This is a genomic window from Cytobacillus eiseniae, from assembly GCF_017874625.1.
Taxonomy (GTDB): domain Bacteria; phylum Bacillota; class Bacilli; order Bacillales; family Cytobacillaceae; genus Cytobacillus; species Cytobacillus eiseniae.
The window spans coordinates 1-25,921 of the sequence record NZ_JAGIKZ010000025.1; the positions used below are offsets into that span (position 1 = coordinate 1).

Below are 25,921 nucleotides of genomic sequence, written 5' to 3' on the forward strand. Positions count from 1 at the left end.
CCCCTTTTTCCTTACAAAATTCAGCCATAACCCAAAGTAAGATCAATAAGATAAAACATTGTAAATCATTTTTACACAATATTGTGGACTTGACTGATTTTTGTCTAATTTAGAGCAAATAAGCGGAATTTCTCCGCTTATTTCTGCTTCTTCAGCATGATCTATATATAATAGGCGGAAAATTTCCGCCTATTACTAGTTATACATTCATGGAAATGAACAGTAAATAATAACAGAACGGGCTGCTGCAGGATTGCGCAATTGCTAATATGCTTTGGCTGCTAACTATAAAAATGCGGTTCTTGCTTGTTATTGGCAGAACCCTGTTTGTGACCAAAAAAGACGACAATGACGAAAATGAATAAGAGCATGAGACTGATAATGCTAAAGAAGCTGATCGATTTGAAATATTGGATAAATAGTCCACCTAAATATGGGCCGATTAAACTGCCAATACTAAAGGCAACGCCACATAGCAGATTGCCGGTAGGAAGCAAATTCCTAGGCATTAAATCAGTCATATAACTGATTCCAAGTGAGAAAGTAGAGCCAACAACCATTCCAGCAACAAATAGACAAATCGTTAATCCAATCATAAATTCTTCGAGGAAACCAGCAGCTGTAAAGCTAATAAACCCTGCAAATAAAATAAACATTAAGACATTTCTTCTTCCATACTTATCACTGAGAATGCCAAGTGGCAGCTGAAAAATAATCGCTCCAACTGCAAAGGAAGTGAGCAAGATCGATACATCAGATACATCTAGACCAATTCGGAGCCCATAGATTGGAAAGCTCCCGTTCAATGATGCTTCAAGAAAGCCATAGCCTAAAGGGGGGAGAAAGGCGACCCACGCATATTTAGTTGCTTTCTTAAAACGCTTCAATGTTTCTTTTAATGAATTCACCTCAACTGTTTGTTCAGGATAATCATTTTTTAATGTAAATAGAAACAGCCAAGCAATGAGGCAAAGAATAGATGAAATGATAAAGGGCAACGCTTCATTTATTTCGACAAGTGGAGCCATCAATGGTCCGACTGCAAAGCCCGCACCAAAAAATAATCCATATAGGGAGATGTTTCTTCCCCTTTTATGTTCGGGTGAAAAAGAAGTAATCCATGTTTGCGTCCCAAAATGAAGGGCATGGTCACCAATTCCGATGAAAAGTCTTAATACAAACCAAAACCAAAAGGACTTCCAAAGAGGGAAGAGGACAAGTGATACGACGACTAGTAAACCACCGAGAATGATAACAGGTTTATAGCCATATTTGCGTAAAGGATATTCCATGAATGGCGATATGAGGAGGATACCAATATACAATCCAGTTGCATTTAACCCATTCAAACTCGATGAAATGCCTTCATTTTCAAAAATAATCGCAATCAACGGAAGGAGCATCCCTTGACTAAAGCCAGATATCGCAACAATGCTTACTAAAATCCAAAACCTGATATTTTCTTTATACATTCAATCATACCTCGATTTCAATTTTGAAAATTTAATGTGCTCCCCATGATGGTACCGAGAGAACGGAGGATTGGCAAGATAAAAATATAGGGGAAAAAGGAGGAAAATAAAAAATGACTCTGAAAAAATCTCAGAGTCATTTTTTGAAAATGAGAAAAGGATGTAAATCTACTCGCTTGCAGGCATTGATCACCAACTTTCATGTTGTTATTTGACCATAAAACCTATAATGGAACGATGATTTCTTTGCAATAAATTTGTCATCCTCCTTATTTTATTAAGCGAATTGACTTAACGGCCCTCCTTTTTCTTATGAGTAAATTTATTATACACTGATTATTAATAAATGTAAATATTCTGATTTTTACAATAATGTTACAAATCTTTCATTTCAAAAATAAATTAATTTCATTGGATGGATAATATTGTCGAACTCCGAAAAAACTAGTAGCAAACCTAAAAAGATAGTGATTGGAAAGGGGTTTATTAATTCGTGAAAAAATACCTGTCTATTTTCTTCATCGGTCTAATCATTCTGTTTTCTTTTCAGCATCCGGCAGGTGCAAGTAAGGAACAAAAAAAAGCAGAGCCTGCTCCTGCACCCGAACAAAAGTCGATTACAGTTCCGAACTCAGTGCTGCAAATAACGAAGGAAAATACGTATCCGAATCCAGTGCAGGATATGCCCACACTACAGCCAAGTGAGCTGACACAAAAGCTGATTGATTCATCGAAAGTGAAAATTGAAAATCCTGATTTGATTCGAATGCTGAATGAAACAACCGTAAATAGCACACCATTTGCAATTGGGTACCGTGCAATTATATACCTTGGACAATGGCCACTGAATTATGAATCAGCTGAAACATCGCCAAACTGGGAATATCAAAAGATCAATACGAATTATTTTGATAACCGTGGCGGGAATGCGCCATATCAAATTCATTATGTGCAAGAAGCGCAAAAAATTGTTCGTGGCGGGCTGACTGCAAAAGTACCAAATACGGAAGATGTCAAAAAAATGATGCTCCTAAAGGCAATGGAAAAGTCAGGCTTGCCGCTTAATTTTGAAACAATTATCGGGGCAGGGACGAAAAAGGATCATAAGTACAATATCCCTCAAAAACGATTAGGTTATTTATATGGCTATGCACCTGCAGTAAATGAAAAAGGAAAGGTCACGTATGGAGAAGTGTATTTAATGTTAAAAGGGAGCAAGAAAATGATTATCGTTAAAAATGTCACCTCACAAGGCGTAGGTGCATGGATTCCGATCCAAGACCATGTTTCCTTTGGGTTCTTTGCATCAGAACGCCCAAGATAAGCAGTCGTGCAAAAAAAAGATACAAACAACAACCAGCAATCCTTTATCGGCTGGTTGTTGTCATGTCTAATAATGATTTTCTTGATGTAAAATCAAGATCCTGATAATAACTATTTTTTACTAACACATTTGGTCCAAGGCATTTGACTTGCGGACAATGACAATTTAAAGATTGAGCAAGCTTTGTGTTCATCCACTTAGAAAATACATCTTCTAGTGCATGTTCTTTAATATTACCAAGTGCTGGGGCATCACCAAAATCAGTCACAATTACTTCGCCCGTAAAAATATTCACATTTAAACGAGAACGTCCGTCTGGATCATTACGGAGAGTTACATTCTTCGCTTGATATAAACGCTTCAACAATTCCAAATCGTCCTCGTTTGAGCTGCAAGCATAAAATGGCAGGGTACCAAACAGCATCCACGTATCTTCATTCCGTATATCCAATAAATGATGGATAGCAGAACGGATTTCATCTAACGAAAGTGTCTCTAGAGTAGATGCGAAATCAGAGGGATACATCGGATGAATTTCATGACGGCCACAATTCATTTCACCGACAATTTGGTTGTGAATTTTTTCAAGATAGGGCAGTGTGCGTTTATTTAGCATTGTTTCTGCTGATACCATCACCCCTGCACTCGTCAGCTGGCGGCTATTATCAATCATTCGTGCAAAAAGCTTGCCTCTTTGCTCAAAAGTGGGCTTCCGCTCCATTCTGGCAAAGCCACCTTCAATAAATTCTTCCTCCGTACCCCAATTATGGGAAATGTGAAGAACATCTAAATAAGGAATGATTGCCTCATAGCGACTTAGCTCAATCGTCAAATTGGAATTGATTTGTGTACGAACGCCGCGATCATGTGCATAACGAAGCAAAGGCACAACATAGGACTCAACAGATTTCTTGGAGAGCATTGGTTCCCCGCCCGTAATACTTAATGAGCGCAAATGAGGGATCTCATCCAGACGTTTCAGTAAAAAGTCAACAGGGAGTGCATCAGGATCTTGATGCTGTAATGTATATCCAACGGCACAATGCTCACATCTCATATTGCATAAAGTAGTTGTCGTAAATTCAATATTTGATAAAGTTAATTTTCCAAACTCATCCATATCCATATAAGCTTCCCATGGATCGTATTTTGGACTAATTGCAGACATATTCATTCTTTACTTCCTTTCTATTAACTTTAGATATGTTAAATATTACGCGGGAGATTGTCAATAGATTCGGATGAGTTTAATCAACTGCTAATAGTTACAGATTGACATCCAATATTTCAATCGCTACAGGACTAATCTATGGAAACTTCCCCGGTTCGATTCATGGCAATGGACCTTGCGAATTCCTGTGTTTTTCGGTAGGATGGAAACGAGACGAAAGGAGAGAACTTTTTTGGGCAGTCCGATAACAGATAAAAATGGCCAAGTTTCTTTTTTGAAACAACGTTTAAATATGTTCCTTGATGTATTAGACGCAATTGAACCAGAAGAAACTGAACTTGAAGACATTGATCGCTTAATTGAAATGATTGATGAGCTTGAGTCTAAATGCCGTGAATTTAATAACCGTGATGAATAAGAGCCGATGAGGCTCTTTTTTAATATAAAGATATAGGCTGACTGGCTTCCCTTTGATAAAGGCATATTTTTAGCAGCATTTCACTGAGGTTTGTCCATCATCCGTTAGATGAAGGCCATTTTAGCAGGCAAATCATGGTGTAATGTCCATCATCCGTTAAATGAGGGACATTTTTTGTAGCAATTCATGGAGTAATGTCCATCATCCCATTGATGAAGGACATTTTAGCAGGCAAATCATGGAGTAATGTCCATCATTCCATTGATGAAGGCCATTTTAGCAGGCAAATCATGGAGTAATGTCCATCATTCGTTAGATGAGGGACATTTTTAGCAGCAAATCATGGAGTAATGTCCATCATTCGTTAGATGAAGGCCATTTTTAGCAGGAATTCATGGAGTAATGTCCATCATCCGTTAGATGAAGGCCATTTTTAGCAGCAAATCATGGAGTAATGTCCATCATCCGTTAGATGAAGGCCATTTTAGCAGGCATTTCACCAAGTTTTGTCCATCATCAGTTTGAAATGCCGGTAGAAGCAGTTACTGCTTCTAACCAACAGCTTGCTCTTTCCAACCGATCCTGATAGCGGTATAATAATAGATGATAATTATTATAATTTTCATAATAGATATATATAAGCGGAACAAAGGGAAGGGGATTCCAAAAAAATGAATATCGAAAAATTTCAGGAAAGTATGTATCAGTTGATTGTTGAAACTTCCACGAGACTTCCTAAGGATGTTCGACGTGCAATTAAGGCAGCAAAGGAACGTGAAAGTGCTGGCACAAGATCAGCGATGAGCTTAGCAACGATTACGAATAATATTAAAATGGCGGATGAAAATGTTTCTCCAATTTGTCAGGATACAGGTTTGCCTACATTTAAAATTAAAACGCCTGTTGGAGCGAACCAGCTTTTAATGAAGGAAGCGATCAAACAAGCGATTGCCGAAGCGACAAAGGATGGAAAGCTGCGTCCAAATTCAGTGGACTCCTTATCAGGGGAAAATAGCGGAGACAATCTTGGTGGAGGAACACCTGTTATTAAATTCGAGCAATGGGAAAAAGAGTATATTGATGCTCGACTTATTTTAAAAGGGGGCGGCTGTGAAAATAAAAATATTCAATATAGTCTTCCTTGTGAGCTTGAAGGCTTAGGTCGTGCAGGTCGTGATCTTGATGGCATTCGTAAATGTATTATGCATTCGGTCTACCAAGCACAGGGACAAGGCTGTAGTGCAGGCTTTATTGGAGTTGGCATTGGGGGAGACCGATCTGCAGGCTATGATTTAGCGAAAGAACAACTTTTCCGCACAGTGGAAGATGTGAATCCAAATGAGGATCTTCGTAAGTTGGAAGAATATGTTATGGACAATGCAAATGAACTTGGAATCGGCACTATGGGCTTCGGCGGTGAAACGACCCTTCTCGGATGTAAAGTTGGTGTAATGAACCGGATTCCTGCCAGCTTCTTCGTTTCAGTTGCGTATAATTGCTGGGCATTCCGTCGCCTTGGTGTGGCTGTTCATCCAGAAACAGGTGAAATTAATGAATGGATGTATCAAGAAGGGGAAAATATCGACTTTGGTGCAACAGAAGCTGAGAAAGAAACAGCAGCTGCTTCAGATACACGAACAGAAGTGATTTCATTGCAAGCACCGATTACAGAAGAGCAAATCCGCGGCTTAAAAGTTGGAGATGTCGTTCAAATTAATGGGAGAATGTACACTGGCCGTGATGCGATCCACCATCACCTAATGGAGCATGATGCACCAGTTGATTTAAATGGCCAAGTTATTTATCACTGTGGCCCTGTCATGCTGAAAGATAACGAAGGTAATTGGCATGTGAAAGCAGCAGGACCAACAACGAGCATTCGCGAAGAGCCATATCAAGGGGATATCATGAAGAAATTCGGCATCCGTGCAGTCATTGGCAAAGGTGGAATGGGTCCGAAAACGTTAGCAGCCCTTAAGGATCATGGCGGTGTCTACTTAAATGCAATCGGTGGAGCCGCTCAATATTATGCAGATTGTATTAAAGCAGTTGAAGGCGTCGATTTAATGGAATTCGGCATTCCAGAAGCGATGTGGCATTTGAAGGTAGAAGGATTTACAGCAGTTGTCACAATGGATTCTCATGGAAATAGCTTACATGCAGATGTGGATAAATCTTCATTGGAAAAACTAGCTCAATTTAAAGAACGTGTATTTTAAGTAAGAAAAACACTTCGTTAGGTTCGTAACTAACGAAGTGTTTTTTTATAAACATCACTGTCTCCTTTTCTTCGTTTTTCCATGAATTACAGTGAATGTTTTTTTGCCGTTCACAAACAATAAGGAAAAAAAGAGGAGGAGTGAAGATGATAAAGAGAAAATATCTGATCATCCTAACGGGGTTGCTCTTATTATGTTCAACAACGGTATACGCTGAATTTGCTAACTCGCCAATTCATTGGGGCTTTAATAAAGGAGCAAATGAAGAACAAGCGGAAGCTGGCAAACCTTTGGATGCCATGCTAGAAAGAATGGGCGCAATTTATAAAGGGGATGCCTCTAAGAAGGAAATTTATTTAACATTCGACAATGGCTACGAAAATGGCTATACAGCAAAAATATTAGATATATTAAAAAATAAACATGTTCCTGCCGCCTTTTTTATTACAGGCCATTACATCAATACAGCTCCTGATTTAGTAAAGCGAATGGCAGCAGAAGGGCATATTATCGGCAACCACTCATGGCATCATCCAGATATGACAAGAATTAGTCGTGAACGATTTGCTGAAGAGTTAGAAAAAGTTCGAGAAGGAACCGAGAAACTAACAGGAATAAAGCAGATGTCCTACTTACGCCCTCCCCGAGGAATTTTCAGTGAAAGAACGATCCATTTAGCGAAAGAGCAAGGCTATACACATATTTTTTGGTCGCTTGCATTTAAAGATTGGGTAACAGATGAACAAAAGGGCTGGCAATATTCCTATGACAACATTATGCGTCAAATCCATCCAGGCGCCATCCTTTTGCTCCATACCGTTTCAAAAGATAACGCCGATGCACTTGAAAAAGTCATTATAGATTTACAGGCAAGAGGCTATTCTTTTAAAAGCTTAGACGATTTAATGATGGGCCATTCCATTAAGGAAAGTATGCTGTATTGAGTTTTAATGAAAGCTTGCTTAGGAAGAAATGGCGACTATTTTAAGTAGCTTACTAATAAAGGCTGATATCGAGCGAAGTAGCGCGTAAATAGCCAAAAGTGGCGTGTAACCTAATCGAAGAAGCATGTAAAAAGAAAAGTAGCTTGTAAAGTGGAGAAAGTGGCATGTAAACAGCCAAAAGTGACAGGTAATCCAAAAAAGTCGAAAAGCAAATACCAAAAATCAGGATGTAGCACGCAAATAATGCAAAGAGAAAACTGAAAGCAGCATTAAATCAAAAAAGAATGGCCCGATTCTATTCAACAGATCGGGTCTAATTTAATTTAAAGCATTTAGATTAAGAAATGTATCCGTAAAAATGATATAATACGAGAAAATGTTAAAGGACGGATCATTGTTGGAAACCATCTCTATTAATGGCCCTTATAATTTTGATCTAGTATTGGACAGGCTATCCCTGGACCGACTTAATCATGTTGATATTGCGGAGCGCTCGGTAAAAGTACCACTAGTGTTTGATCAAAAGCCAATGGTCGCACATGTGAAAGCAGTCGGAACAATCGATCAACCGAAGTTTATTATTTCTGGCATAGAAGATTCTTTTCGTGAAAGAGCCATTGAAAGAGTGACGGCGATCTTTCAATGGAATATCCCGCTTGAGAGCATTCATCGCCATTTTCAGCAGACAGACTTACGCACTCTTTTCGAACAGCATTATGGGACTCCTTTAGTATTAGAGTTTGATCCATATAGCTGCTTGTTAAAATGTATTATCCATCAGCAATTGAATTTATCATTTGCACATACGCTAACAGAGCGATTTGTTCATACATTTGGTTTTGAAAAAGACGGCATTTGGTTCTACCCACTGCCTGAAAGAGTAGCGGAGTTAAAGGTTGAACAATTACGCGAGCTTCAATTTAGTGGCAGAAAAGCAGAGTATGTGATCGGAATTGCCAAGGAAGCGGCTTCAGGTCATTTAAATTTTGAACAGCTAAAAGACGGTTCAAATCAAGAAGTTTATGATCAATTAATTAAATTGCGCGGAGTCGGTCCATGGACTGTGCAAAACTTCCTGATGTTTGGTTTTGGCAGACAGAATCTCTTCCCTTATGCGGATATTGGCATTCAAAATGCAATAAAAAAACGATATGAATTAGAGGCAAAGCCAACCTTTGAAGAAATGGAGCAATTGTCAAAGGACTGGGCGCCTTACTTAAGCTATGCTTCCCTTTATTTATGGAGAAGCATTGAATAATTTGGAGTGATTACAGCGCATGACACAGGAACAAACAGTAAAAATAAAACTAAATCAAACCTTTCCACTGACGATCAAAAGGCTTGGCATCAATGGAGAAGGGGTTGGCTATTTCAAAAAGCAGGTTGTTTTCGTACCAGGTGCCCTTCCAGGTGAAGAGGTCGTTGTAGAAGCAACAAAGGTTCACCCGAAATTTGCTGAAGCAAAAGTGAAGAAGATCCGCAAAAAGTCGGAATACCGTGTGAAGCCGCCATGTCCAATTTATGAAGAGTGTGGAGGCTGTCAACTGCAGCATCTTCGCTATGATCGACAGCTAATTGAAAAACGTGATATTGTGATTCAGTCTTTGGAAAGACATACAAAGCTTAATCTGGAACAAATTACGATAAAAGAAACAATTGGCATGGAGGATCCATGGAACTATCGGAATAAAAGTCAATTCCAGGTAGGCGTGAAAGATGGAAAAGTATTAGCTGGATTATACGGCATGAATTCCCATCATCTTATTAATATCGAGCAATGTGCGGTTCAACATCCACAAACGAATAAGGCAACGAAAACAGTGAAACAAATTCTTCAGGAATTTAAGATTTCGATCTATAATGAAAAGTCGAGAAAAGGGCTTGTGCGCACAATTGTCGCCAGAGTAGGGGTACAAACAGGTGAGCTGCAAATCGTCCTAATCACAACAAAGAAAGAACTCCCGAAAAAGGATCAGATCATTCAAGAAATCAAAAAGCGATTGCCAGAAGTAAAGTCGATTATTCAAAATATTAATGGACAGAAAACTTCGCTGATTTTTGGCGAGGAGACGGTTAATCTTGAAGGAAAAGACTTCATTCAAGAGACGTTAGGGGATCTGCAATTCGAACTTTCAGCGCGCACATTTTTTCAATTGAATCCCGAACAAACGGTTAAGCTCTATAATGAAGTGAAAAAAGCAGCGGCTTTAACAGGGACAGAAAAAGTAGTGGATGCTTATTGTGGAGTAGGAACAATTGGTTTATGGGTGGCTGACCGAGCGGCAGAAATTCGCGGAATGGATATTATTTCAGAATCAATTGAGGACGCAAAGAAAAATGCAGCTCGTCATGGAATAACACATGCCACTTACGTAACAGGCAAAGCGGAAGAATGGCTGCCGAAATGGGTGAAGGAAGGCTGGAAACCAGATTGTATCATTGTTGATCCACCAAGAACAGGAATGGACCAGTATCTATTAAATACGATTTTAAAAGTAAAGCCGAAAAAGGTCGTCTATGTTTCCTGCAATCCATCTACTTTTGCGAAGGATCTTGCGGTTCTTAGTTCAAAGTATAATGTTGAAGAAATACAGCCAGTAGACATGTTTCCACACTGTTCCAATGTGGAAGTCGTTACAAGCCTTGTGAGAAAATAAAAAAGAGACAGGGGGAACAATATTTCTGTTCCCCTTATCCCTACAAAAATGTAATCAATAAGATCAGAATGATTGGGCCAAATAAAACGAGGTAGCCAATTGGGTTAGCTAAGTTAAGTGTCCAACCAACACTAAAGCGTTTTTCTACGAAAATAGATGGATCATTTTTATTAAAATAAAATAATCCGCCCTTCCAATACATATCCTCATCTTTATCCGTAATTTCCCCTTTAAATTGGACGTTACTCTGTTTGTCCGCACGTCCAACCTTCACTGCGAAAATAATTGTGCCAATTAAGATAACAAGGATAAAGACAAATGGCATCGCAATCATTGTTGTATCCTTAAATATGTCAGGATGGATTGTTGTTAATTGCAAGAAACTAAATAGCATCGTAACTAAGAGACTGGTTAAAAATAAAAACCAGCTCGTATATTTTCTTAATGTTAGCTGTCTCTTTTGGGAAGCTGCTTTGCTTGTTGCGCTTAATTTGATTCCAGAATTCTTTTGGGCAAAATGGATTCCTAAGAACATAAGCTGCATAACGAAAAGTACGAGTGGAAGCTGTATGGCAGAAATAGGTGATTTCGCTGTAAACGCATCTGCTTCTCCATTTGGTCCCCAATGTGTGGGTATTTGATCTGGCAGGATGTCATATTGAGGGATCGTGTAAACAATCAAGCCAAGTGTAACAATAATTGGGAGTAGATAGACATACCAAGGGAGCATTTCATCTTGAGAACGGATTGATAAATCAGTCATTTGCACTTGTTTTAAGTTTTCTACCCATTTATTTGCTTTTTTTAATTGAATGGTTTTGCCATGGAAATAAAAATAGAGCGACATACTGATCAGAATAATGGCAAAAAGAATAAATGTACCGATTAATGCCATTTGGTCTTCAGTTGGTTGAACAGTAAGTGCATAAGTCGTAAAAATACCTAAAAGAATGATAGAAATTAGAAAAGTAATGACTGCGTATCGTTTTTTATAGGAAGTAAGTCTCTTGTCATGAATATGTTTTTCAGGGATGGTCACACCAAATACAATCGTGCGTTTCACTAAATAGGGAATGGCTGTTTGAACTAAGGCGAGAAAAAGAATAATGATGAAAAATATTGTTAAAGCCATGGACAACTCCTCCTTCATTTGCTGAATGATTGTTAATTTTGTTTGAACTCCTTCAATATGGATGTAACAAGTTCGTGGATTTTTTCTTCTGTCATACCGATCACAAGTGATTCTGCAATGAGCGGCTTCAATTCATTAGATAGCCGTTGAGAGGTGGATTCAGGAATCTCTGTATGAGTAGAAATGACTGCCCCAGACTTTGGAATAATTTTGATAATCCCTCTCTTTTCTAATTCATGATAGCTTTTATTTACGGTATGCATATTCACACCAATATCTGCAGCAAAGGCTCTGACAGAAGGAAGTGAATCCCCAGGACATAGATCGCCCCTTGCAATGCCTTCAATTACTTGGTTCGTTAATTGTGAATAAATAGGAATCTCTGATTCTGCTTCAATTAGAATAATCATTACTTCCCTCCAATCTGTTCTATATTTATTATAACAAAACTGTTCTATGATGTCTATAACAAATAATACTTTTCGAATAAAGCAGCGAGAAAACAAATCAAACCAGCAGAGTTGTTATTCATCTGCTGGTTTGATTTGTTTTAATGAGGATTTAATGAGCTGATACGTCTCCATACTGAAATCCTTATACGATGTTTCTGGCAATGGTTCGAATCGGTCGATCGCTTTTTTTGCTGCTTTCAATGCTTCATGTTCATTTTTAAGCTCTAGATGACAAAGGGCGATGTAGGAATCAGCAATATAGAAAATCGATAAGTCAAAGGGATGGTGCATGTAATCTGGAAAGTGGATATCATTCAAGTATTGGAGTGCTTCAGCGTATAAACCCATGCCATATAATGCTCGTCCTTTTTCAAGCATGAAATAGGGTTTATATACTTCGTTCAAATGATTTTCCGTATGTAACTCATCAATTAATTTAATTACCTCATCATATTGCTTTTCTTCAAAGATGAGGGATTCAATCATTAGTAATTTGTAAAAAAGGAGAGAATTGGGATCATCAGCAAATTCTCCGTATTGTTTTAACTTTGTTGCATAATAGGCCATTTCTTCTTTGTTCTTAGACATCATGGCGTGCCCAGCAGCCATCCGGTATAAATCATCAATCTGATAGTAAATCCGATTTTTATTTGAAAAGGAAATGGCATGATTCATAACATGTAAGGCAGACTTCGCATCACCTACTGCGAAATACAAGATTGTTTCATGGTAATCAAGCGATAATCTCGTGATTGGATCGATATATGCATGATTGGCTTCAATTAATGAACGTTCATGTAAAAAGGTACGTAATGCTTCTTGGTAGTCGTGAGCAATAAATATAACTGTTGAACGAAAGATGCCAAGGGATGCTCGATTAGAAGTAAGATTCATTTGATCATAGATATCCGCAGCTCTATCTAAATAAGGCATCCATCCGACCTTCTTTTCTTTAAAAAGGCAATGACTGTATATATCTAATAACCGAGCAGCTTCATAACCATTCGATAAGTTTTCAATATACGGGTCAATTAGGGCAATAATTTGTTTATTTGTTTCAGATTTTTTTGGAGAAAGGAGATTGAATAATTTTTCGGCCTGTTCAAGAACAGTCCTTAATTCTTGTATGCTAATATCCTCCAAAAGGCTAGATACTTCTACTCCTAGCCGTTCAGCAATGTATGTCAAGCTTTCCATTGAAGGTTTTGCTTTATTATTCTCAATTAAGCTAAGCATGCCTTTTGTAAGTGCGTCGCCAGCTAGTGCTTCAAGGGTCATTCTTTTCTGTTTTCTTAAACTTCGTATCCGTTCACCTAACATTTGAATCACTGCTCCTAGCTTCATAATTAAGTTTAATTATATTAAACTTTCTCTTGAAAAGAAAGTGGCGGAATGTTATGATTTGTTTAATTAAATTAAACTTTCTTTGGAGGATGTATGACATGGAAAATGCCTTCATGCTTAAAAGGGCAACGTATCACCTTTGGACCTTCACAATTAGTAAGCTAATTTCCTCATTTGGTGCACAAGTATATGCTTTTGCCATCAGCTTATATATTTTGCAATTGACTGGTTCTGCAACAAGCTTTGCGGCAAATCTTATCTGCAGTATTTTGCCACGTACCATTATTGCGCCCTTTGTCGGATATGTCGCTGATAATTATTCAAGAAAGATGATTATCATTGCTGCCCAAATAGCGACAACTTTTGCAATAGGTGGCCTTTTATTTGTTAGCATCAATTACGGTCTATCCCTTGCTGCTATTTATACAACGACATGTGTATTGTCGATTACATCAACATTTTCTGGGGTTACTTTCTCTTCTTCTATTACAGGACTTGTAGATGAAGCGCGTATTCAAAAAGCGATGTCATTGAACCAAATGTCCATTTCATTCGCATCAATTGGAAGCCCAGCAATTGGCGGATTGCTTTATGGTGCTGTTACGATGCCTGTATTTCTCGTGATTTATATGATTGCATCATTTTTCGCTCTTATTCTAGAATCAACAATGAATTTCAAACTGTTTGCTAAAAGGAAGGAAAAAACGGCAGAACAATCAAAAGAATCGATGCGGCAAAGCATGAAGGCAGGAATTGCTTATATGAAGCTGCAGCCACTTCTAATGACCGTTATCTGGATTGCTTTGCTAGTGAATTTCTTGCTTGGTGCATTTGAGGTTGGTTATTCTTTTATTCTCGTTGAAAAATTAAAAATAGATCCTCAGCATTTCGGTCTAACGCAAGGGGCGTTTGCAGTGGGAATGTTAATGATGTCCATTTATTTTTCTGTAAGAAAAGAAGTGATGTTTCCCCTTCTTGTATCGAAAAGAGGTATTCTTGGGATGGGCGCAATTTTAAGTGGAATCTCACTCCCGCTAATAATCTCCCTTTCTTATGGTGTTGTCTTTGCTTACTATGCTGTAATTATGTTCGGCTTTGGTGTGATTATTATTATCGTGAATACCCCATTACAAGTGATGCTGCAGAAGCAGATTGATGATGATTATAAAGGGCGTGTTTTTGCGATATTTGAAACAATGGCAATGGCATTAATGCCATTAGGAATGGTGCTTTACGGATATTTATATGATGTATTGCCACCACAATGGATATTAGTCGTTTCATCTATTCTACTTATTAGTATCGTTCTTATCCTTGCTAGACCATCCGTTTTGGCGAAGGTACATCCGCAGCTAGATGAAAAGAATGTTTTAAAAAGGAAGCTTGAAGCCATGTAATTTATGGCTTTTTTTTGCATGAGGTTTGGATTAAAAAATGTAATTTCTATGTTAAGGCTATTTTGCTGGAAGTTTGTGTATGGTGGTAAGAAGGCCTTGATGATAGATGAGAGGCACTTGCTTTCAATCGTGATAAGGGCATATGATCACAACAATCATGAATAAAGAAACAAGAAAAAGGAAGATTAATTCCAAAAATAAAGACTGTTCTCCCTTTTATAACTATTCATTTATAGGTCAATAAACCTAATAAACTTCCAATTATTATGATGATGTTTGTTGATTTTGGTAATATTATATATAATAATACGGAAAAGAAAAAAAGAAGATCTTGGGGGAACAGTCGTTTTGGAAAAATTGTATGATATTAAGCTAGATAAAGAGAAATGCATATTATACGTTAATGTGAATGGAAAGTTTGAAGTGGATCATTCTAAACTATACATAAGTGACTTTCAAACACATGTAAATACAATTAATCCATCAGTTTATACATTAATAATGGATGTAAATGGACAAGAGGCAGTTGATGAGGAAATTATCGTTGATATGGTTCATGTCTTAAATCTATATTCATCTGCTAAATTTAGGAAAACAATTGCTGTTCAGGCAAACTGTCAGTTAGCTCAACAACAAATCGAACAAGTTGTAATGGAAACAAAGTTTGCTGTCACATTTGTTAAAACGCTTAAAGAGGCTTACAATTTAATAAATGAGCAGTAGGGTTGGCTGCCTGTAAAAGCTCGATATTGAAAACCGATTTAGTTGCAATGAGCATTCAGAGGGGGAAAACCTCGATTAATTAAAGTACCATTATAATTGTTCTGGGTTTTCCTCTTAATGGGAAACCCCTTTTGTTTTCGTGAGGTAATTCGCGGATATTCATACTTCTTGTATTTTCGGAAGATTACGTGAATTTTAAAGTCTTTATATTGTGGCTCAAAAAATGATATAGTATCTTTATTGAAGTATGTACAAAGATATACTATTTAATTCTATGGGGAGGATATAGATGAGTAAATTTGTAAAAACTTCTCCACAGAAGGGGGAAATGGCAATTTTATCAAGTGAGCAGACGCCTGCTACAATATTTGCTGATCTTAAATCACTATTTAAGTTACCAGTGTTGATGGCAAATGTGCTGCCTGTTTTTACAGGGTTTTGGCTAGCATTATATTTTTCAAATCTAACTTTTGCTGATCACTGGCCATTGTTTGTTCTAACAATGTTAGGGAGTACTTTGATAGTGGCCGGAGCACTAATTATCAATAATTGGTATGATGTTGATATAGATACAAAAATGGATCGAACGATGAATCGTCCAACCGTTACGGGGAATATCTCACTTAAAGTAGTTTTAATACTAGGGATTTCATTATCTGTTATTGGTTTTATTTTCTTGCTTTTTACAACGATTGAGGCAGCCATTTATGGGTTAATTGGATGGTTTGTTTATGTTGTATTATATACGATGTGGTCAAAGCGAAGATACACGTTAAATACAGTTATTGGAAGTGTTTCTGGAGCGGTTACACCAATGATTGGCTGGACAGCGATCGATTCTGGCTTTCATTTGGTTCCGATCGTCCTATTCATGATCTTATTTATTTTTCAAATGCCCCATACTTTTTCGATCGCGATGAAGAAACATAAAGAATATGCAGCAGCTAAAGTGGCGATGCTTCCAGTTGTCTACGGATTTGAAATGACAAAAAGACAAATGGTCATTTATATTGCCTGTCTGCTTCCATGGCCATTCTTATTAGCTTCGCTTGGCACTATATTTATGGTCATTGCGACATTAATGAATGTAGGTTGGTTGGCTGTTGGCATAAGTGGATTCTTTACAAAAGATGATTTTAAATGGGCGCATATGAATTTTCTTTGCTCCGTCAATTATATAATGATCCTATTTGTAATGATGGTCATCGTTACGTTGCCAATCTTTAATTAGGACAAATATGAAGGCTCAGTCAGCGGACTGGGCCTATTTATTTTTTTATCGTTGTTCAATATTGTATTGGTAAAACAGAAAGAGGGATTGTCTAGGAGTAAGAAGGTCCTTACCAATTGTTGGTTGTGCACCTGAGCTGATAAATAGACGGAAATATTCCGCTTAATTCGTATTTATTAATAAAAAAAGCTTAAATAGACGGAGAAATTCCGCCTATTACCTCAGAAAATTCAAAAACAGTGAATTTTTCAGTGAATAGGCGGAAAATCTCCGCTTATTTCCTTGGAAACGAGCTTCATTCTGCATTTAACCGGAAAAACTCCGTTTATTTTCTTTGTGCTCGTTACTTGATTCTCTTTTTAGAAGGAAGTGAGTTTTCCAAGAGACCCTCGTTTTGATGTATAACCATAAACTTCGCTTTCTTCTTGCTTACAAGCGTTTGGTCGATTGTGAATAAAGGATAGTCAATAATACTAACATAATAATGTCTAATCTTGCTTGAAAAGCAAAAGCCATGAATCCCGTGTGCAAAATGGGAATCTTCGTTAATAGTACGGCACCAATCATAATGATAATTAAAGGAATGGTTGCATGTTTGATATATTTATTCATCAATATGGCCATGCCGCAAATGATTTCAAGAAGGGCAACAATATACATTAAAGTTAAGGGATAAGGCAGACCTAAGCTAATAAAAGAATGGCTTAACTCCTCATTTATGAATTTCATGAGGCCGGAAATGATAAAGACGTAAGCAACTGCATAACGAATGTAATGAACACTAGACATAGTAGAATAAATGGTCAACTCCTCCTTTCATAACACTGTATGCGGGAGAAAGGACAAACAATACGAAAAGATTTGATTTGAAAGCTGACACTAATTTTTCAGTTTTGCCGTGACGACTAACACCATTTTTAAAATGACAGTATGATACAATTTAATATACTGAGAACAGAATACAAATAGAGGTGTGTAATAATGAAAACAGTTCTAGTTATAGGTGGCGGAGTGACAGGATTATCAGCCATGTATGAATTACATAAATGGAAGAAGGCAAATCAATCAGATATTAGGCTTGTTCTTGCTGAGGCAAATAGTGAGCTTGGCGGGAAGATTCACACGATTAAAGAAAATGGCTTCTTAATGGAAGCTGGAGCAGATTCGATTGTAACTAGAAAAGCGAATATGATGACATTCATTGAAGAACTAGGGCTAGAAGATGAAATTGTTTATAATGCTTCAGGACGTTCATTCATTTATACAGATGGTGAAATCAAGCCGATCCCCGCAGATGCTGTTTTCGGAATTCCAGCAAGTGTGGAATCACTTGCAAAAAGTACATTAATCTCTGCAGAAGGGAAAGTGGAAGCGTTAAAGGATTTATATACGAAAAACGAAACATTCACGAAAAATGATTCGATTGGTGCATTCCTTGAGCATTTTCTAGGAAAGGAAATTGTTAAGAAACAAATTGCTCCCGTCCTATCTGGTGTGTATTCAGGAAAACTTGAAGATTTAACGATTGCAAACACACTACCATATGTATTTGATTATAAGGAAGAACATGGAAGCATTATTAAAGGCTTTGAAGCAAATAAAGCAAAGTTCCAAAGCCGAGGCGGTCAAAAATTTATTTCCTTCCGAAATGGGCTAGGTGCAATGATTGATGCCTTTGAAAAGAAGCTGGATGAAGCGGAAATGATGAAAAATACAGCCGTGACAAAAATTGAAAAGATCAATGATCATTATCAAGTGACATTCAATAATCAAGAAATGATTGAAGCGGATCATATCGTGTTAAGCATCCCTCATTCTGCTGCAGAAAATTTATTAGATGATCAACAGTTAAAGCATGAATTTGCTTCACTGGAAAATAGTTCACTCATTAGTGTATATGTTGGATATGACATACCAGATCATGTGCTTCCAGCGGACGGAACAGGATATATCGCTGCAGAGGATAATGATTTGATGTGCAATGCTTGTACGTGGACAAGCCGAAAATGGGGACATACTTCAGAAAGCGGCAATTTACTTGTAAGGTTATTTTATAAAAGTGTGCACCCTGCATTTGATTCAATCAAGGATTTGAATGAAGAGGAATTGCTGCAAATCGCACGTGAAGACATTAAGAAAAGCCTTAAAATTGATGCAGAGCCAGTTTCAAGTGAAGTAACGAACTGGTCTGATCAAATGCCAAATTATATGATTACCCACCGTAAAAGTGTAGAAGCCATTGAAGCAAAGCTCACAGCTTCTTATCCAGGCATTGAACTTGCTGGCTGTTCCTATTATGGTGTTGGCATTCCCGACTGCATCGAAAATGGTGAGAAAACAGCACAAAAAATTATTGAATCTCTTTAAAAGTTTAATCAATAAAAAAGCCTGATCTACTCAATGGTAGATGAGGCTTTTTTACTTTGTTTAATTTGTTCATTGTATGCTTCCGTTTTTTTTATATTTACCCCGACAAAGGTTTCCAAAATGGCCTGTGCACCAGCAATCGCAAGGATGAAAATGATGTATTTGGCGATATCGGGGATGAGTGTGTAGGACAAACCAAGGAGGAGTGCCGACCAGATGCCTGTACACCAGTAACATGTTAATAAATAACCGATCATTGATTTAGGCACCTTTTTGATTTCATGTGAGGCCGTTTCTTTTTCTTTTAGAAATAGGTTTCTCAATGGTTCAGCAATTTTATCAAAAACAATTAAATGTGTTAACCGATAACTTGCTAAAACGATCATCGCAAATGCCATCCAAGATAATTCCATAAAATGAGCCTCCGTATTGTTTTTTCTCATTATCACCTCAATTCACTGATATTATTTTAAAATTAGTACTCTTTCTGTGGAAATGTGATTTATCTCATCATATATGAACAGGTTAGCGTTTAAACTAGACTTTAGATAAAAGAAAATGGAGGAAATAAATATGTTAGATATACAATTAGATGGGAACCGTGCAATTATTGATATTCGAGGAAATATTGCAAGAGGGGAACATCCGAAAAATGAAGTATTTAAATATGTAAAAGAAGCGCCAGTTGGGACGATTTTTGAAATCCATGTTCCATTTTATGCGGAACCATTAATTAATGCTTTATCTTCATTTGGATTAAATGTTACAGTGACAGAACTTGCTTCTGACCATTTTCAATTAATGGCCGCGAAATTGGCTGAGATTTAAATAGAAAAAATGCAGCAATTATATGCTGCATTTTTTTATTTTGGCTGTTTTCATAACTAGTGTTGCTAGTTACACATAATTAGGTAAGGGGAGATTTCCGCTCACAAGTGCTCGTATTACTTGAAAATGGCTGCGATAATTTCGTCTGTTGTCATTCCACTTTCTACATCATACGTACCAGGACGAAGTTTCGTTGATACACCACGTTTTTCTACTTCATTGAAGAAATCCTTCGCACTGTCAATAATTTGTGCTTTTTCTAGCGCCTTGCCGACATCAATGCTTGTCATCCCTAATGAAACAGTAAGCATCGTCCGGTAAACAATTGTGCCTTCTTCTTCCTTCGGCTTTTTTTGTTCATCCGTTTGAGTGGCAGCAAGCTGATTATTCCATTCTTCTTCTGTATGAATGACATATCCTTTATCTGTTAATGCAGTTTTCATCTCGTCTTCTGTAAGTTGCTGGACAACCTTTGTGTTTGTTTCCTTTTCTGAATCAAGGAAGTAGACGGCCGCACACATACTGGCTGCTACGAGAAGTCCTGCGGCAAAACTGCGCATCGTTTCTGGTTTCATTTTTTAATTGGACTCCTTTCTTCCTTTGTTTATATAAGGAAAAAGGAAGTTCTCTACCTCATCTATCGTAAGCTGCTTTTCTGCTGCAATGCTATCGAGCGAATATCCGCGCTTATGTAAATCAAGCATGTCTTTCAACAACATTCTCTGCTCGGGATCCTCTGCTAGAATGCCTGCTTCATGAACAATAATTTCTGTATCAAATTCAACATTTCTAATTTGCTGCTGCAGCTCATTTACTTCATTCATTAATGAAAAAGAAACTTGATCGATATGCTGCTCTAATTTATTCGTTGATTGCTTTGTTTGTAAAAAAGATAAAACGAGCAGCACGATCGCTATTCCAAATAAAATACCTAACATCCATCCCATCTAATACATACACTTCCTTACTTGAATCAATTCTCCTGCAGGTTCCTATTATACATGCTTTTTAGATGGAATTCGATTGATAAGAAAAAAATAAAGCGATAGTCTTATGATTATGTAAGGAATAGGTTTTAGAGGTATATTTTAGAGCGGTTTAATGGATGAATACCCCTTGACTATTCTCCTAAATTAATAGACCAATCTTTCTTATTTGCTTAATTAATTTGAAAAATGAATCTTTCTTTTGTTGAGTAGTTCATTAAAAAAAGGTAACATAAAAAAATAGAATGTGAAGGTTCTAGAATAGAGATACGAAAGGGGAATAGCAATGAATAATCAAATTAAAGTAGGCATTGTTGGGTATGGGAACTTAGGAAGAGGAGTAGTTTCTGCCATTCAACAAAATACCGATATGAAATTAGTCGGTATTTTTACTAGACGATCACCAGAAAGTATCTCTATGAATCAAGCAGATTTAAATATGCAGCATATTTCTGAAGTAGAAAAATATAAGAATGAAATTGATGTGATGATTTTATGTGGGGGCTCAGCAACCGATTTGCCAGAGCAAGGCCCAAAATTTGCTAAGATGTTCAACACAGTTGATAGCTATGATACACATGCGAAAATTCCGGAATATTTTGATTCAGTTAATAAGGCAGCACGAGAAAGTGGGAAGACAAGCATCATTTCTGTTGGCTGGGATCCAGGTCTATTTTCCATTAATCGTTTAATGTCTGAAGCGATTTTACCTAAAGGAGAAACGTATACGTTTTGGGGGAATGGGGTTAGTCAAGGGCATTCAGATGCCATCCGTCGAATTGAAGGGGTGAAAGGCGCTGTACAATATACGGTTCCGATTAACGAGGCAGTTGATCGTGTAAGAAGTGGAGAAAATCCGGAGCTTTCAACAGCTGAAAAGCATTTGCGTGTTTGTTATGTTGTGTCAGAAGAAGGATATGATCAAGAGGAAATTGAAAAAGAAATCAAAACAATGCCGAACTATTTTGCAGAGTATAAAACAGAAGTGAATTTTATTACGGAAGAGGAATTGGCCGAAAAACATTCTAGCCTGCCACATGGGGGATTTGTTATTCGCGGTGGAGAATCTGGTGGAGAAAACAAACAAATTATTGAGTTTTCATTAAAGCTTGAAAGCAATCCAGAATTTACATCGAGTGTGCTTGTTGCTTATGCACGTGCAGCTCATCGATTAAATAAGGAAGGACAAGCAGGGGCAAAATCCGTATTAGAAGTTCCGCCTGTGTATTTATCACCAAAAACGGCAGCAGAATTAAGAAGAGATCTCCTATAAAAGTGATAGAAAGTTACCATGGTTAAAGATGGTAACTTTTTTATTGTAAAATCAACATATTTAGTGTAATATTACACTAAATATAATATAGGAGATGGTTTCTGTGTTAAAAAGAGCGGGTGCAATCTTATTGTATTTTGGGTTCTTTCCATTTGCGTTGTCCTTCTTAACCTTTGCATTAATGAGTATCGGCATAGAAAATTTGATGCTTGCTTCTGTTTTGCCACTTGCTATTGGTGGATGTTTGATTGGGTATAAAAGTATCAAGAGCTTGCGAGATCAAGACATGGGGGAAAGATGGCTTCTGTTTTGTGTCCCTCTTGCATATACGGCAATCTTGTGGGCGATTTTTATGCTCGTTAGCAGTGGTTTTTATGGTGATGATGTTTGGTTTATTTTTGCAATCACTCATATCGCTTATGCGCCGATTTATTTCATGTCCTCCTTAATGGGTATTGGGCTATTATTTATATGGGCGCCACTTGCATTTGAACTAGCAATTTTTTTGGGGATGATCGCAGCAATGATCATCAAGAAAGAACGCCCTCTTCTCAAAATGCGCTCAATGATAACAGTACTTGTTCTCATCGTTCTTGGTTTTGGGACAGGTGCCACCATTCAATGGCAACGAAATCAAACGGTATTGCCATCCTATGGATTTGATTATGGTGGCGGTTATTCAAGCACCGATTTATATCCTTATGATGTAACAAATCCAAATAATCAATTGCCAAAGCTTGATTCACCTTCTACATTTACCATTTCAAACCCGTCGGATATGCCTGTTCTAGATGGTGCTGAAGCTGCCTTTCCAGTTTATTCTGCTTTTGCAAATGCAGTCTATGAAAATATCGCAAATATCAATGTGAATCATGAGAAATTGTCCTTTACGAATACAATCTATTCCTATGAACGGTTATTATCGGGGAAAGTAGATATATACTTCGGTGCAGAGCCTTCAGTGGAGCAACAAGAGATGGCAAAGAGACAAGGGAAGGAAATCGTCATGACACCGATCGGCAAAGAAGCCTTCGTGTTCTTTGTAAATCCAGATAATCAAGTCAATCGTTTGACTGTTAAAGAGATTCAAGCAATCTACTCAGGAAAAATAAAAAACTGGTCCGAATTAAATGGGAAAAATGAAAGAATCATTGCTTTCCAACGTCCAAAAAATTCTGGAAGCCAAACGCTTTTGGAGAAAATCATGGGAGATACACCGATTATGAATCCGCTGAAGGAGGAAGTACCTGCTGGCATGGGCGGAATATTGGAACAGGTGGCTGATTATCGGAATTACGAAAATTCAATTGGCTTCTCCTTCCGCTTCTTTGCAACAGGAATGAATCCTACTTCAGATATTAAATTGCTCGCCATTGATGGGGTAGAACCGAGCCCAGAAAATATCTCAACTGAAAAATATCCATTTACCGCATCCTTATATGCGATTACATTGAAGGATACTCAAAATCCAACAATTAAGCCATTTCTTGAGTGGATGACAGGACCACAGGGACAGCAGATTGTTGAGGAAGTTGGTTACATTAAGCTTCAGTAGATAGGGAAAAGCGGGAGGAATGATCCTCCCGCTTTTCATTGTCTAGCCCTTGCACCTAGACCCGACAAGGTGCCTCCGCTTTTCTTAGGAAATATGAATCAAATATTCGCAGTTTTCATCTCCATTGACATTGCACTTGATTTCTCGAATATTGATTTTGCCTTCATAAATTTTTGAGAGTGCCCCTTCTAAAATTGCGCCTTCAAGGTCACAAACCATATTGCCTTCATTTACAGGAAGGCCTTCACAGAAACAGTCTTCAATGACAATATGGATCTTATTTTCCGTCCTTTCAATGATTTTCGGAATGCCAATTTTGAGTTCCTCAAAAAGAGTTAGTACATCTTCAAGCGACTCAACGGGCATGCTTTTGCCAATTTCTCTCCCAACCGTTAATGTTGTATTTTTGCCTTTCATTGGCAAACCTTGGTACATGCCAATAAGCCTGACAGATCGGAATAATTCAAGAGGGACAAGGCCGCCTAAAGTCTCGCGTTTAATTTTTTTCATATCATCAAAAGTAAATAAAGTCATTTATTTCTCCTCCTGCTAGAAAAGGGACATGAACGGCATCTATCGAACTAGAAGTGCTAAAGTTTGATAGGTGGCAATCACCCTAAGCTACTTATTTCTATGTATCGAAAAAATTTTAATTTTATCTTATATACGAAAAAACTTTCTCTTTTCCTATTATATTTGATTTTTTTTGCCAAAACATTGATTTATATCAACATTATTCCTGTTGAAAAGTTGTAAACTGAGTAGTTGAAGACTAAAGGGGTGTGGATGATGGAGATCAATGGAAAGATATATGAACAAATATTTGAGCAACTGATGATTAGTGCCTTAATAACAGATAAAAAGGGCATCATAGCTTTGGTCAATTCCTCCTTTATTGAGCTAAGTGGCTATGAGAAAGACGAACTACTTGACCAGAAGATTGAAACGATCATAAAAGGAAGTGAGATTTTTAAAGAAAAAAAGACAAGTGAAGTTAGCTTAAGAAAGAAAGATGGACAGAGTATTTTCCGGCGTCTCTCTGTTAAACAAGTAGAAACAACAGATAGGCTAGAAGAATACTATATTTGGTTAATGACATCAGTCCAAACTTGTGGATTGGATCCACTAACAGAGCTGCCGAATCGATCATTACTAAATGAAAAGTTGACGACTGCAATTAATCGAGCAAGAGAAAATCAATCAACTCTAGCTGTTTTATTCCTAGATTTAGACCGCTTTAAGTTTGTTAATGACACATTAGGCCATTCATCTGGTGACCAATTACTATCAGAAACTGCGGCACGAATCGAATCGGTTATAGGGGAAGAGAATGTACTAGCACGTATGGGTGGAGATGAATTTGTCTGCTTTATTGAGAATGTGAAGGATGAGAAAGAGGCGGAGCATGTTGCAAAAAGGATCATCACAGCCTTTGCTAAACCATTTGCTTTAGCTGAAACAGATATGTACATAACGACGAGTATAGGAATTAGCTTATACCCATATGATGGGGATGAGGTGGAGCAGCTTATTACGAATGCGGATACGGCGATGTACCGTGCAAAGAAAAAGGGACGCAATCAGTATATGATGGCTAGTGCTGATATTAATGCAGGGGGATTTGAAAGACTGCTGCTGGAAAATAATTTGCGGGGCGCACTTGAAAGAGAGGAGCTGCTCTTACACTTTCAACCACAAGTGGATTTAAAGTCGAATCAGGTGAAATCATTAGAAGCACTGCTAAGATGGAATCATCCAGATTTAGGCATGATTCCTCCAGGAGACTTTATTCCCATTGCTGAGGATTCAGGATTGATTATTCCAATTGGCGATTGGGTGCTAAGGACAGCATGTAGAAAAATGAAAGAATGGCAAGAATCAGGCTATCCCCCTGTAAGAGTTGCCGTCAATTTATCGGCTGGACAGTTTTTAAAAAGCGGTCTAGTAGAAAATGTGAAGAGGATTTTACAGGATACGGGGTTAAGTCCATCCTATTTAGAGCTTGAAATTACGGAAAATATGGTGATGCATGATGTCCATTCAGCGATTATCATTCTTCGGCAATTAAAGGAATTAGGCATTCAAATTTCGATTGATGATTTTGGAACAGGGTATTCCTCGTTGAATTATTTAAAAGAGTTTCCAGTGGATACGTTGAAAATTGATCGCTCATTTATTCATGACATTGATACAAATCCGAACAGCATCGCACTGACAAAGGCGATCACTACCTTAGCGCATGATCTTAATTTAAAGGTTATTGCAGAAGGAGTAGAAAACTTCAAACAGCTTTCACTCGTTAAGCAGCATGCCTGTGACGCGGTTCAAGGCTTTTATTTCAGTAAACCGCTAAGCTACGATCATGTCGTTGGCTACTTACATAATGATAAACAAGCTCCCATACATGCATAATTATTTAGTAGGTCCT

Annotated in this window: 24 protein-coding genes; 14 read left to right on the top strand and 10 right to left on the bottom strand. The window is 37.6% G+C overall.

The features are described from left to right. Positions 1-281: 281 nt before the first annotated feature. On the bottom strand, positions 282-1,472 hold the full coding sequence (locus tag J2Z40_RS15870; protein ID WP_066391699.1) for an MFS transporter: 1,191 nt from the start codon (positions 1,470-1,472) through the stop codon (positions 282-284). Between the two features lie 493 nt (positions 1,473-1,965). Between J2Z40_RS15870 and J2Z40_RS15875 the strand changes: the two genes are divergently transcribed. Then, entirely contained in the window at positions 1,966-2,796 is an 831-nt protein-coding gene (locus tag J2Z40_RS15875) for a YfkD family protein (RefSeq protein WP_066391702.1), read from the top strand. A gap of 43 nt (positions 2,797-2,839) precedes the next feature. On the opposite strand, the gene yfkAB is transcribed toward J2Z40_RS15875, so the two are convergent. Next, positions 2,840-3,970 carry a radical SAM/CxCxxxxC motif protein YfkAB gene (yfkAB, locus tag J2Z40_RS15880; protein WP_066391704.1) on the bottom strand — a complete coding sequence of 377 codons (1,131 nt, stop codon included), beginning with the start codon at positions 3,968-3,970 and terminating at the stop codon, positions 2,840-2,842. Positions 3,971-4,199: 229 nt separating this feature from the next. Between yfkAB and J2Z40_RS15885 the strand changes: the two genes are divergently transcribed. From J2Z40_RS15885 to rlmD, 5 genes are all read left to right on the top strand, one after another. After that, entirely contained in the window at positions 4,200-4,385 is a 186-nt protein-coding gene (locus J2Z40_RS15885; protein ID WP_066391707.1) for an SE1561 family protein, read from the top strand. Between the two features lie 671 nt (positions 4,386-5,056). Further along, positions 5,057-6,604: a fumarate hydratase gene (locus tag J2Z40_RS15890; protein WP_066391709.1), complete on the top strand. Its 1,548-nt coding sequence runs from the start codon at positions 5,057-5,059 to the stop codon at positions 6,602-6,604. A gap of 146 nt (positions 6,605-6,750) precedes the next feature. Continuing rightward, a complete protein-coding gene (gene pdaA, locus J2Z40_RS15895) occupies positions 6,751-7,548 on the top strand; it encodes a delta-lactam-biosynthetic de-N-acetylase (RefSeq protein ID WP_066391710.1) in 798 nt (265 codons plus the stop codon). Between the two features lie 376 nt (positions 7,549-7,924). Further along, positions 7,925-8,806 carry a DNA-3-methyladenine glycosylase family protein gene (locus J2Z40_RS15900; protein WP_066391718.1) on the top strand — a complete coding sequence of 294 codons (882 nt, stop codon included), beginning with the start codon at positions 7,925-7,927 and terminating at the stop codon, positions 8,804-8,806. A gap of 19 nt (positions 8,807-8,825) precedes the next feature. Continuing rightward, positions 8,826-10,205 carry a 23S rRNA (uracil(1939)-C(5))-methyltransferase RlmD gene (gene rlmD, locus J2Z40_RS15905; RefSeq protein WP_066391719.1) on the top strand — a complete coding sequence of 460 codons (1,380 nt, stop codon included), beginning with the start codon at positions 8,826-8,828 and terminating at the stop codon, positions 10,203-10,205. A gap of 40 nt (positions 10,206-10,245) precedes the next feature. Here rlmD and J2Z40_RS15910 read toward each other — a convergent pair whose 3' ends face one another. The 3 genes from J2Z40_RS15910 to J2Z40_RS15920 all read right to left on the bottom strand — a co-directional run bounded on the left by J2Z40_RS15910 (position 10,246) and on the right by J2Z40_RS15920 (position 13,109). Then, positions 10,246-11,337 carry a DUF1648 domain-containing protein gene (locus J2Z40_RS15910; protein WP_066391720.1) on the bottom strand — a complete coding sequence of 364 codons (1,092 nt, stop codon included), beginning with the start codon at positions 11,335-11,337 and terminating at the stop codon, positions 10,246-10,248. Positions 11,338-11,369: 32 nt separating this feature from the next. After that, positions 11,370-11,747 (bottom strand): GntR family transcriptional regulator, encoded by a 378-nt coding sequence (locus J2Z40_RS15915; protein ID WP_066391721.1) that lies wholly within the window; start codon positions 11,745-11,747, stop codon positions 11,370-11,372. Positions 11,748-11,861: 114 nt separating this feature from the next. Then, positions 11,862-13,109, bottom strand: a complete 1,248-nt coding sequence (locus J2Z40_RS15920) for a helix-turn-helix domain-containing protein (RefSeq protein WP_066391722.1) — start codon at positions 13,107-13,109, stop codon at positions 11,862-11,864. Between the two features lie 122 nt (positions 13,110-13,231). Here J2Z40_RS15920 and J2Z40_RS15925 point away from each other — a divergent pair, with 122 nt between their 5' ends. The 3 genes from J2Z40_RS15925 to cyoE all read left to right on the top strand — a co-directional run bounded on the left by J2Z40_RS15925 (position 13,232) and on the right by cyoE (position 16,484). Continuing rightward, a complete protein-coding gene (locus J2Z40_RS15925; RefSeq protein ID WP_066391723.1) occupies positions 13,232-14,530 on the top strand; it encodes an MFS transporter in 1,299 nt (432 codons plus the stop codon). Positions 14,531-14,878: 348 nt separating this feature from the next. After that, on the top strand, positions 14,879-15,253 hold the full coding sequence (locus J2Z40_RS15930; protein WP_066391725.1) for a hypothetical protein: 375 nt from the start codon (positions 14,879-14,881) through the stop codon (positions 15,251-15,253). Positions 15,254-15,542: 289 nt separating this feature from the next. Further along, positions 15,543-16,484, top strand: a complete 942-nt coding sequence (cyoE, locus tag J2Z40_RS15935) for a heme o synthase (protein WP_066391728.1) — start codon at positions 15,543-15,545, stop codon at positions 16,482-16,484. Between the two features lie 429 nt (positions 16,485-16,913). Here cyoE and J2Z40_RS15940 read toward each other — a convergent pair whose 3' ends face one another. Further along, positions 16,914-17,291, bottom strand: coding sequence for a DoxX family protein (locus J2Z40_RS15940; protein ID WP_245350133.1), 378 nt, complete (start codon positions 17,289-17,291; stop codon positions 16,914-16,916). A 174-nt stretch (positions 17,292-17,465) separates the two neighbouring features. Between J2Z40_RS15940 and hemG the strand changes: the two genes are divergently transcribed. Continuing rightward, the gene (hemG, locus tag J2Z40_RS15945; protein WP_066391736.1) at positions 17,466-18,851 is read left to right on the top strand and encodes a protoporphyrinogen oxidase; all 1,386 of its coding nucleotides are present in this window, start codon (positions 17,466-17,468) and stop codon (positions 18,849-18,851) included. A 26-nt stretch (positions 18,852-18,877) separates the two neighbouring features. Here the strand turns inward: hemG and J2Z40_RS15950 are convergent, their stop codons facing one another. Beyond that, a complete protein-coding gene (locus J2Z40_RS15950; protein ID WP_083953832.1) occupies positions 18,878-19,264 on the bottom strand; it encodes a DUF1360 domain-containing protein in 387 nt (128 codons plus the stop codon). Between the two features lie 160 nt (positions 19,265-19,424). Here J2Z40_RS15950 and J2Z40_RS15955 point away from each other — a divergent pair, with 160 nt between their 5' ends. Beyond that, positions 19,425-19,679 (top strand): amino acid decarboxylase, encoded by a 255-nt coding sequence (locus J2Z40_RS15955; RefSeq protein ID WP_066391738.1) that lies wholly within the window; start codon positions 19,425-19,427, stop codon positions 19,677-19,679. A 116-nt stretch (positions 19,680-19,795) separates the two neighbouring features. Here J2Z40_RS15955 and J2Z40_RS15960 read toward each other — a convergent pair whose 3' ends face one another. Further along, the gene (locus J2Z40_RS15960) at positions 19,796-20,254 is read right to left on the bottom strand and encodes an MltG/YceG/YrrL family protein (RefSeq protein ID WP_066391739.1); all 459 of its coding nucleotides are present in this window, start codon (positions 20,252-20,254) and stop codon (positions 19,796-19,798) included. Between the two features lie 3 nt (positions 20,255-20,257). Beyond that, entirely contained in the window at positions 20,258-20,626 is a 369-nt protein-coding gene (locus J2Z40_RS15965; protein WP_066391741.1) for a hypothetical protein, read from the bottom strand. 325 nt (positions 20,627-20,951) lie between these two features. On the opposite strand from J2Z40_RS15965, the gene J2Z40_RS15970 reads away from it, so the two are divergent. Beyond that, positions 20,952-21,938, top strand: a complete 987-nt coding sequence (locus tag J2Z40_RS15970; protein WP_066391743.1) for a diaminopimelate dehydrogenase — start codon at positions 20,952-20,954, stop codon at positions 21,936-21,938. A gap of 103 nt (positions 21,939-22,041) precedes the next feature. Further along, positions 22,042-23,493 carry a substrate-binding domain-containing protein gene (locus J2Z40_RS15975; RefSeq protein ID WP_066391746.1) on the top strand — a complete coding sequence of 484 codons (1,452 nt, stop codon included), beginning with the start codon at positions 22,042-22,044 and terminating at the stop codon, positions 23,491-23,493. 84 nt (positions 23,494-23,577) lie between these two features. On the opposite strand, the gene J2Z40_RS15980 is transcribed toward J2Z40_RS15975, so the two are convergent. Continuing rightward, a complete protein-coding gene (locus J2Z40_RS15980; RefSeq protein WP_066391748.1) occupies positions 23,578-24,027 on the bottom strand; it encodes a V4R domain-containing protein in 450 nt (149 codons plus the stop codon). Positions 24,028-24,279: 252 nt separating this feature from the next. Between J2Z40_RS15980 and J2Z40_RS15985 the strand changes: the two genes are divergently transcribed. Beyond that, positions 24,280-25,905 (top strand): sensor domain-containing protein, encoded by a 1,626-nt coding sequence (locus tag J2Z40_RS15985; RefSeq protein WP_245350134.1) that lies wholly within the window; start codon positions 24,280-24,282, stop codon positions 25,903-25,905. The last annotated feature ends 16 nt before the right edge of the window (positions 25,906-25,921 follow it).

Bases quoted from the DNA above. Each gene is read 5' to 3' on its own strand.
- J2Z40_RS15870 (WP_066391699.1), bottom strand. From the start codon at position 1,472: ATGTATAAAGAAAATATCAGGTTTTGGATTTTAGTAAGCATTGTTGCG.
- yfkAB (WP_066391704.1), bottom strand. From the start codon at position 3,970: ATGAATATGTCTGCAATTAGTCCAAAATACGATCCATGGGAAGCTTAT.
- J2Z40_RS15890 (WP_066391709.1), top strand. From the start codon at position 5,057: ATGAATATCGAAAAATTTCAGGAAAGTATGTATCAGTTGATTGTTGAA.
- pdaA (WP_066391710.1), top strand. From the start codon at position 6,751: ATGATAAAGAGAAAATATCTGATCATCCTAACGGGGTTGCTCTTATTA.
- J2Z40_RS15900 (WP_066391718.1), top strand. From the start codon at position 7,925: ATGTTAAAGGACGGATCATTGTTGGAAACCATCTCTATTAATGGCCCT.
- rlmD (WP_066391719.1), top strand. From the start codon at position 8,826: ATGACACAGGAACAAACAGTAAAAATAAAACTAAATCAAACCTTTCCA.
- J2Z40_RS15910 (WP_066391720.1), bottom strand. From the start codon at position 11,337: ATGGCTTTAACAATATTTTTCATCATTATTCTTTTTCTCGCCTTAGTT.
- J2Z40_RS15915 (WP_066391721.1), bottom strand. From the start codon at position 11,747: ATGATTATTCTAATTGAAGCAGAATCAGAGATTCCTATTTATTCACAA.
- J2Z40_RS15920 (WP_066391722.1), bottom strand. From the start codon at position 13,109: ATGTTAGGTGAACGGATACGAAGTTTAAGAAAACAGAAAAGAATGACC.
- J2Z40_RS15925 (WP_066391723.1), top strand. From the start codon at position 13,232: ATGGAAAATGCCTTCATGCTTAAAAGGGCAACGTATCACCTTTGGACC.
- cyoE (WP_066391728.1), top strand. From the start codon at position 15,543: ATGAGTAAATTTGTAAAAACTTCTCCACAGAAGGGGGAAATGGCAATT.
- hemG (WP_066391736.1), top strand. From the start codon at position 17,466: ATGAAAACAGTTCTAGTTATAGGTGGCGGAGTGACAGGATTATCAGCC.
- J2Z40_RS15950 (WP_083953832.1), bottom strand. From the start codon at position 19,264: ATGGAATTATCTTGGATGGCATTTGCGATGATCGTTTTAGCAAGTTAT.
- J2Z40_RS15955 (WP_066391738.1), top strand. From the start codon at position 19,425: ATGTTAGATATACAATTAGATGGGAACCGTGCAATTATTGATATTCGA.
- J2Z40_RS15960 (WP_066391739.1), bottom strand. From the start codon at position 20,254: ATGAAACCAGAAACGATGCGCAGTTTTGCCGCAGGACTTCTCGTAGCA.
- J2Z40_RS15965 (WP_066391741.1), bottom strand. From the start codon at position 20,626: ATGGGATGGATGTTAGGTATTTTATTTGGAATAGCGATCGTGCTGCTC.
- J2Z40_RS15970 (WP_066391743.1), top strand. From the start codon at position 20,952: ATGAATAATCAAATTAAAGTAGGCATTGTTGGGTATGGGAACTTAGGA.
- J2Z40_RS15980 (WP_066391748.1), bottom strand. From the start codon at position 24,027: ATGACTTTATTTACTTTTGATGATATGAAAAAAATTAAACGCGAGACT.
- J2Z40_RS15985 (WP_245350134.1), top strand. From the start codon at position 24,280: ATGATGGAGATCAATGGAAAGATATATGAACAAATATTTGAGCAACTG.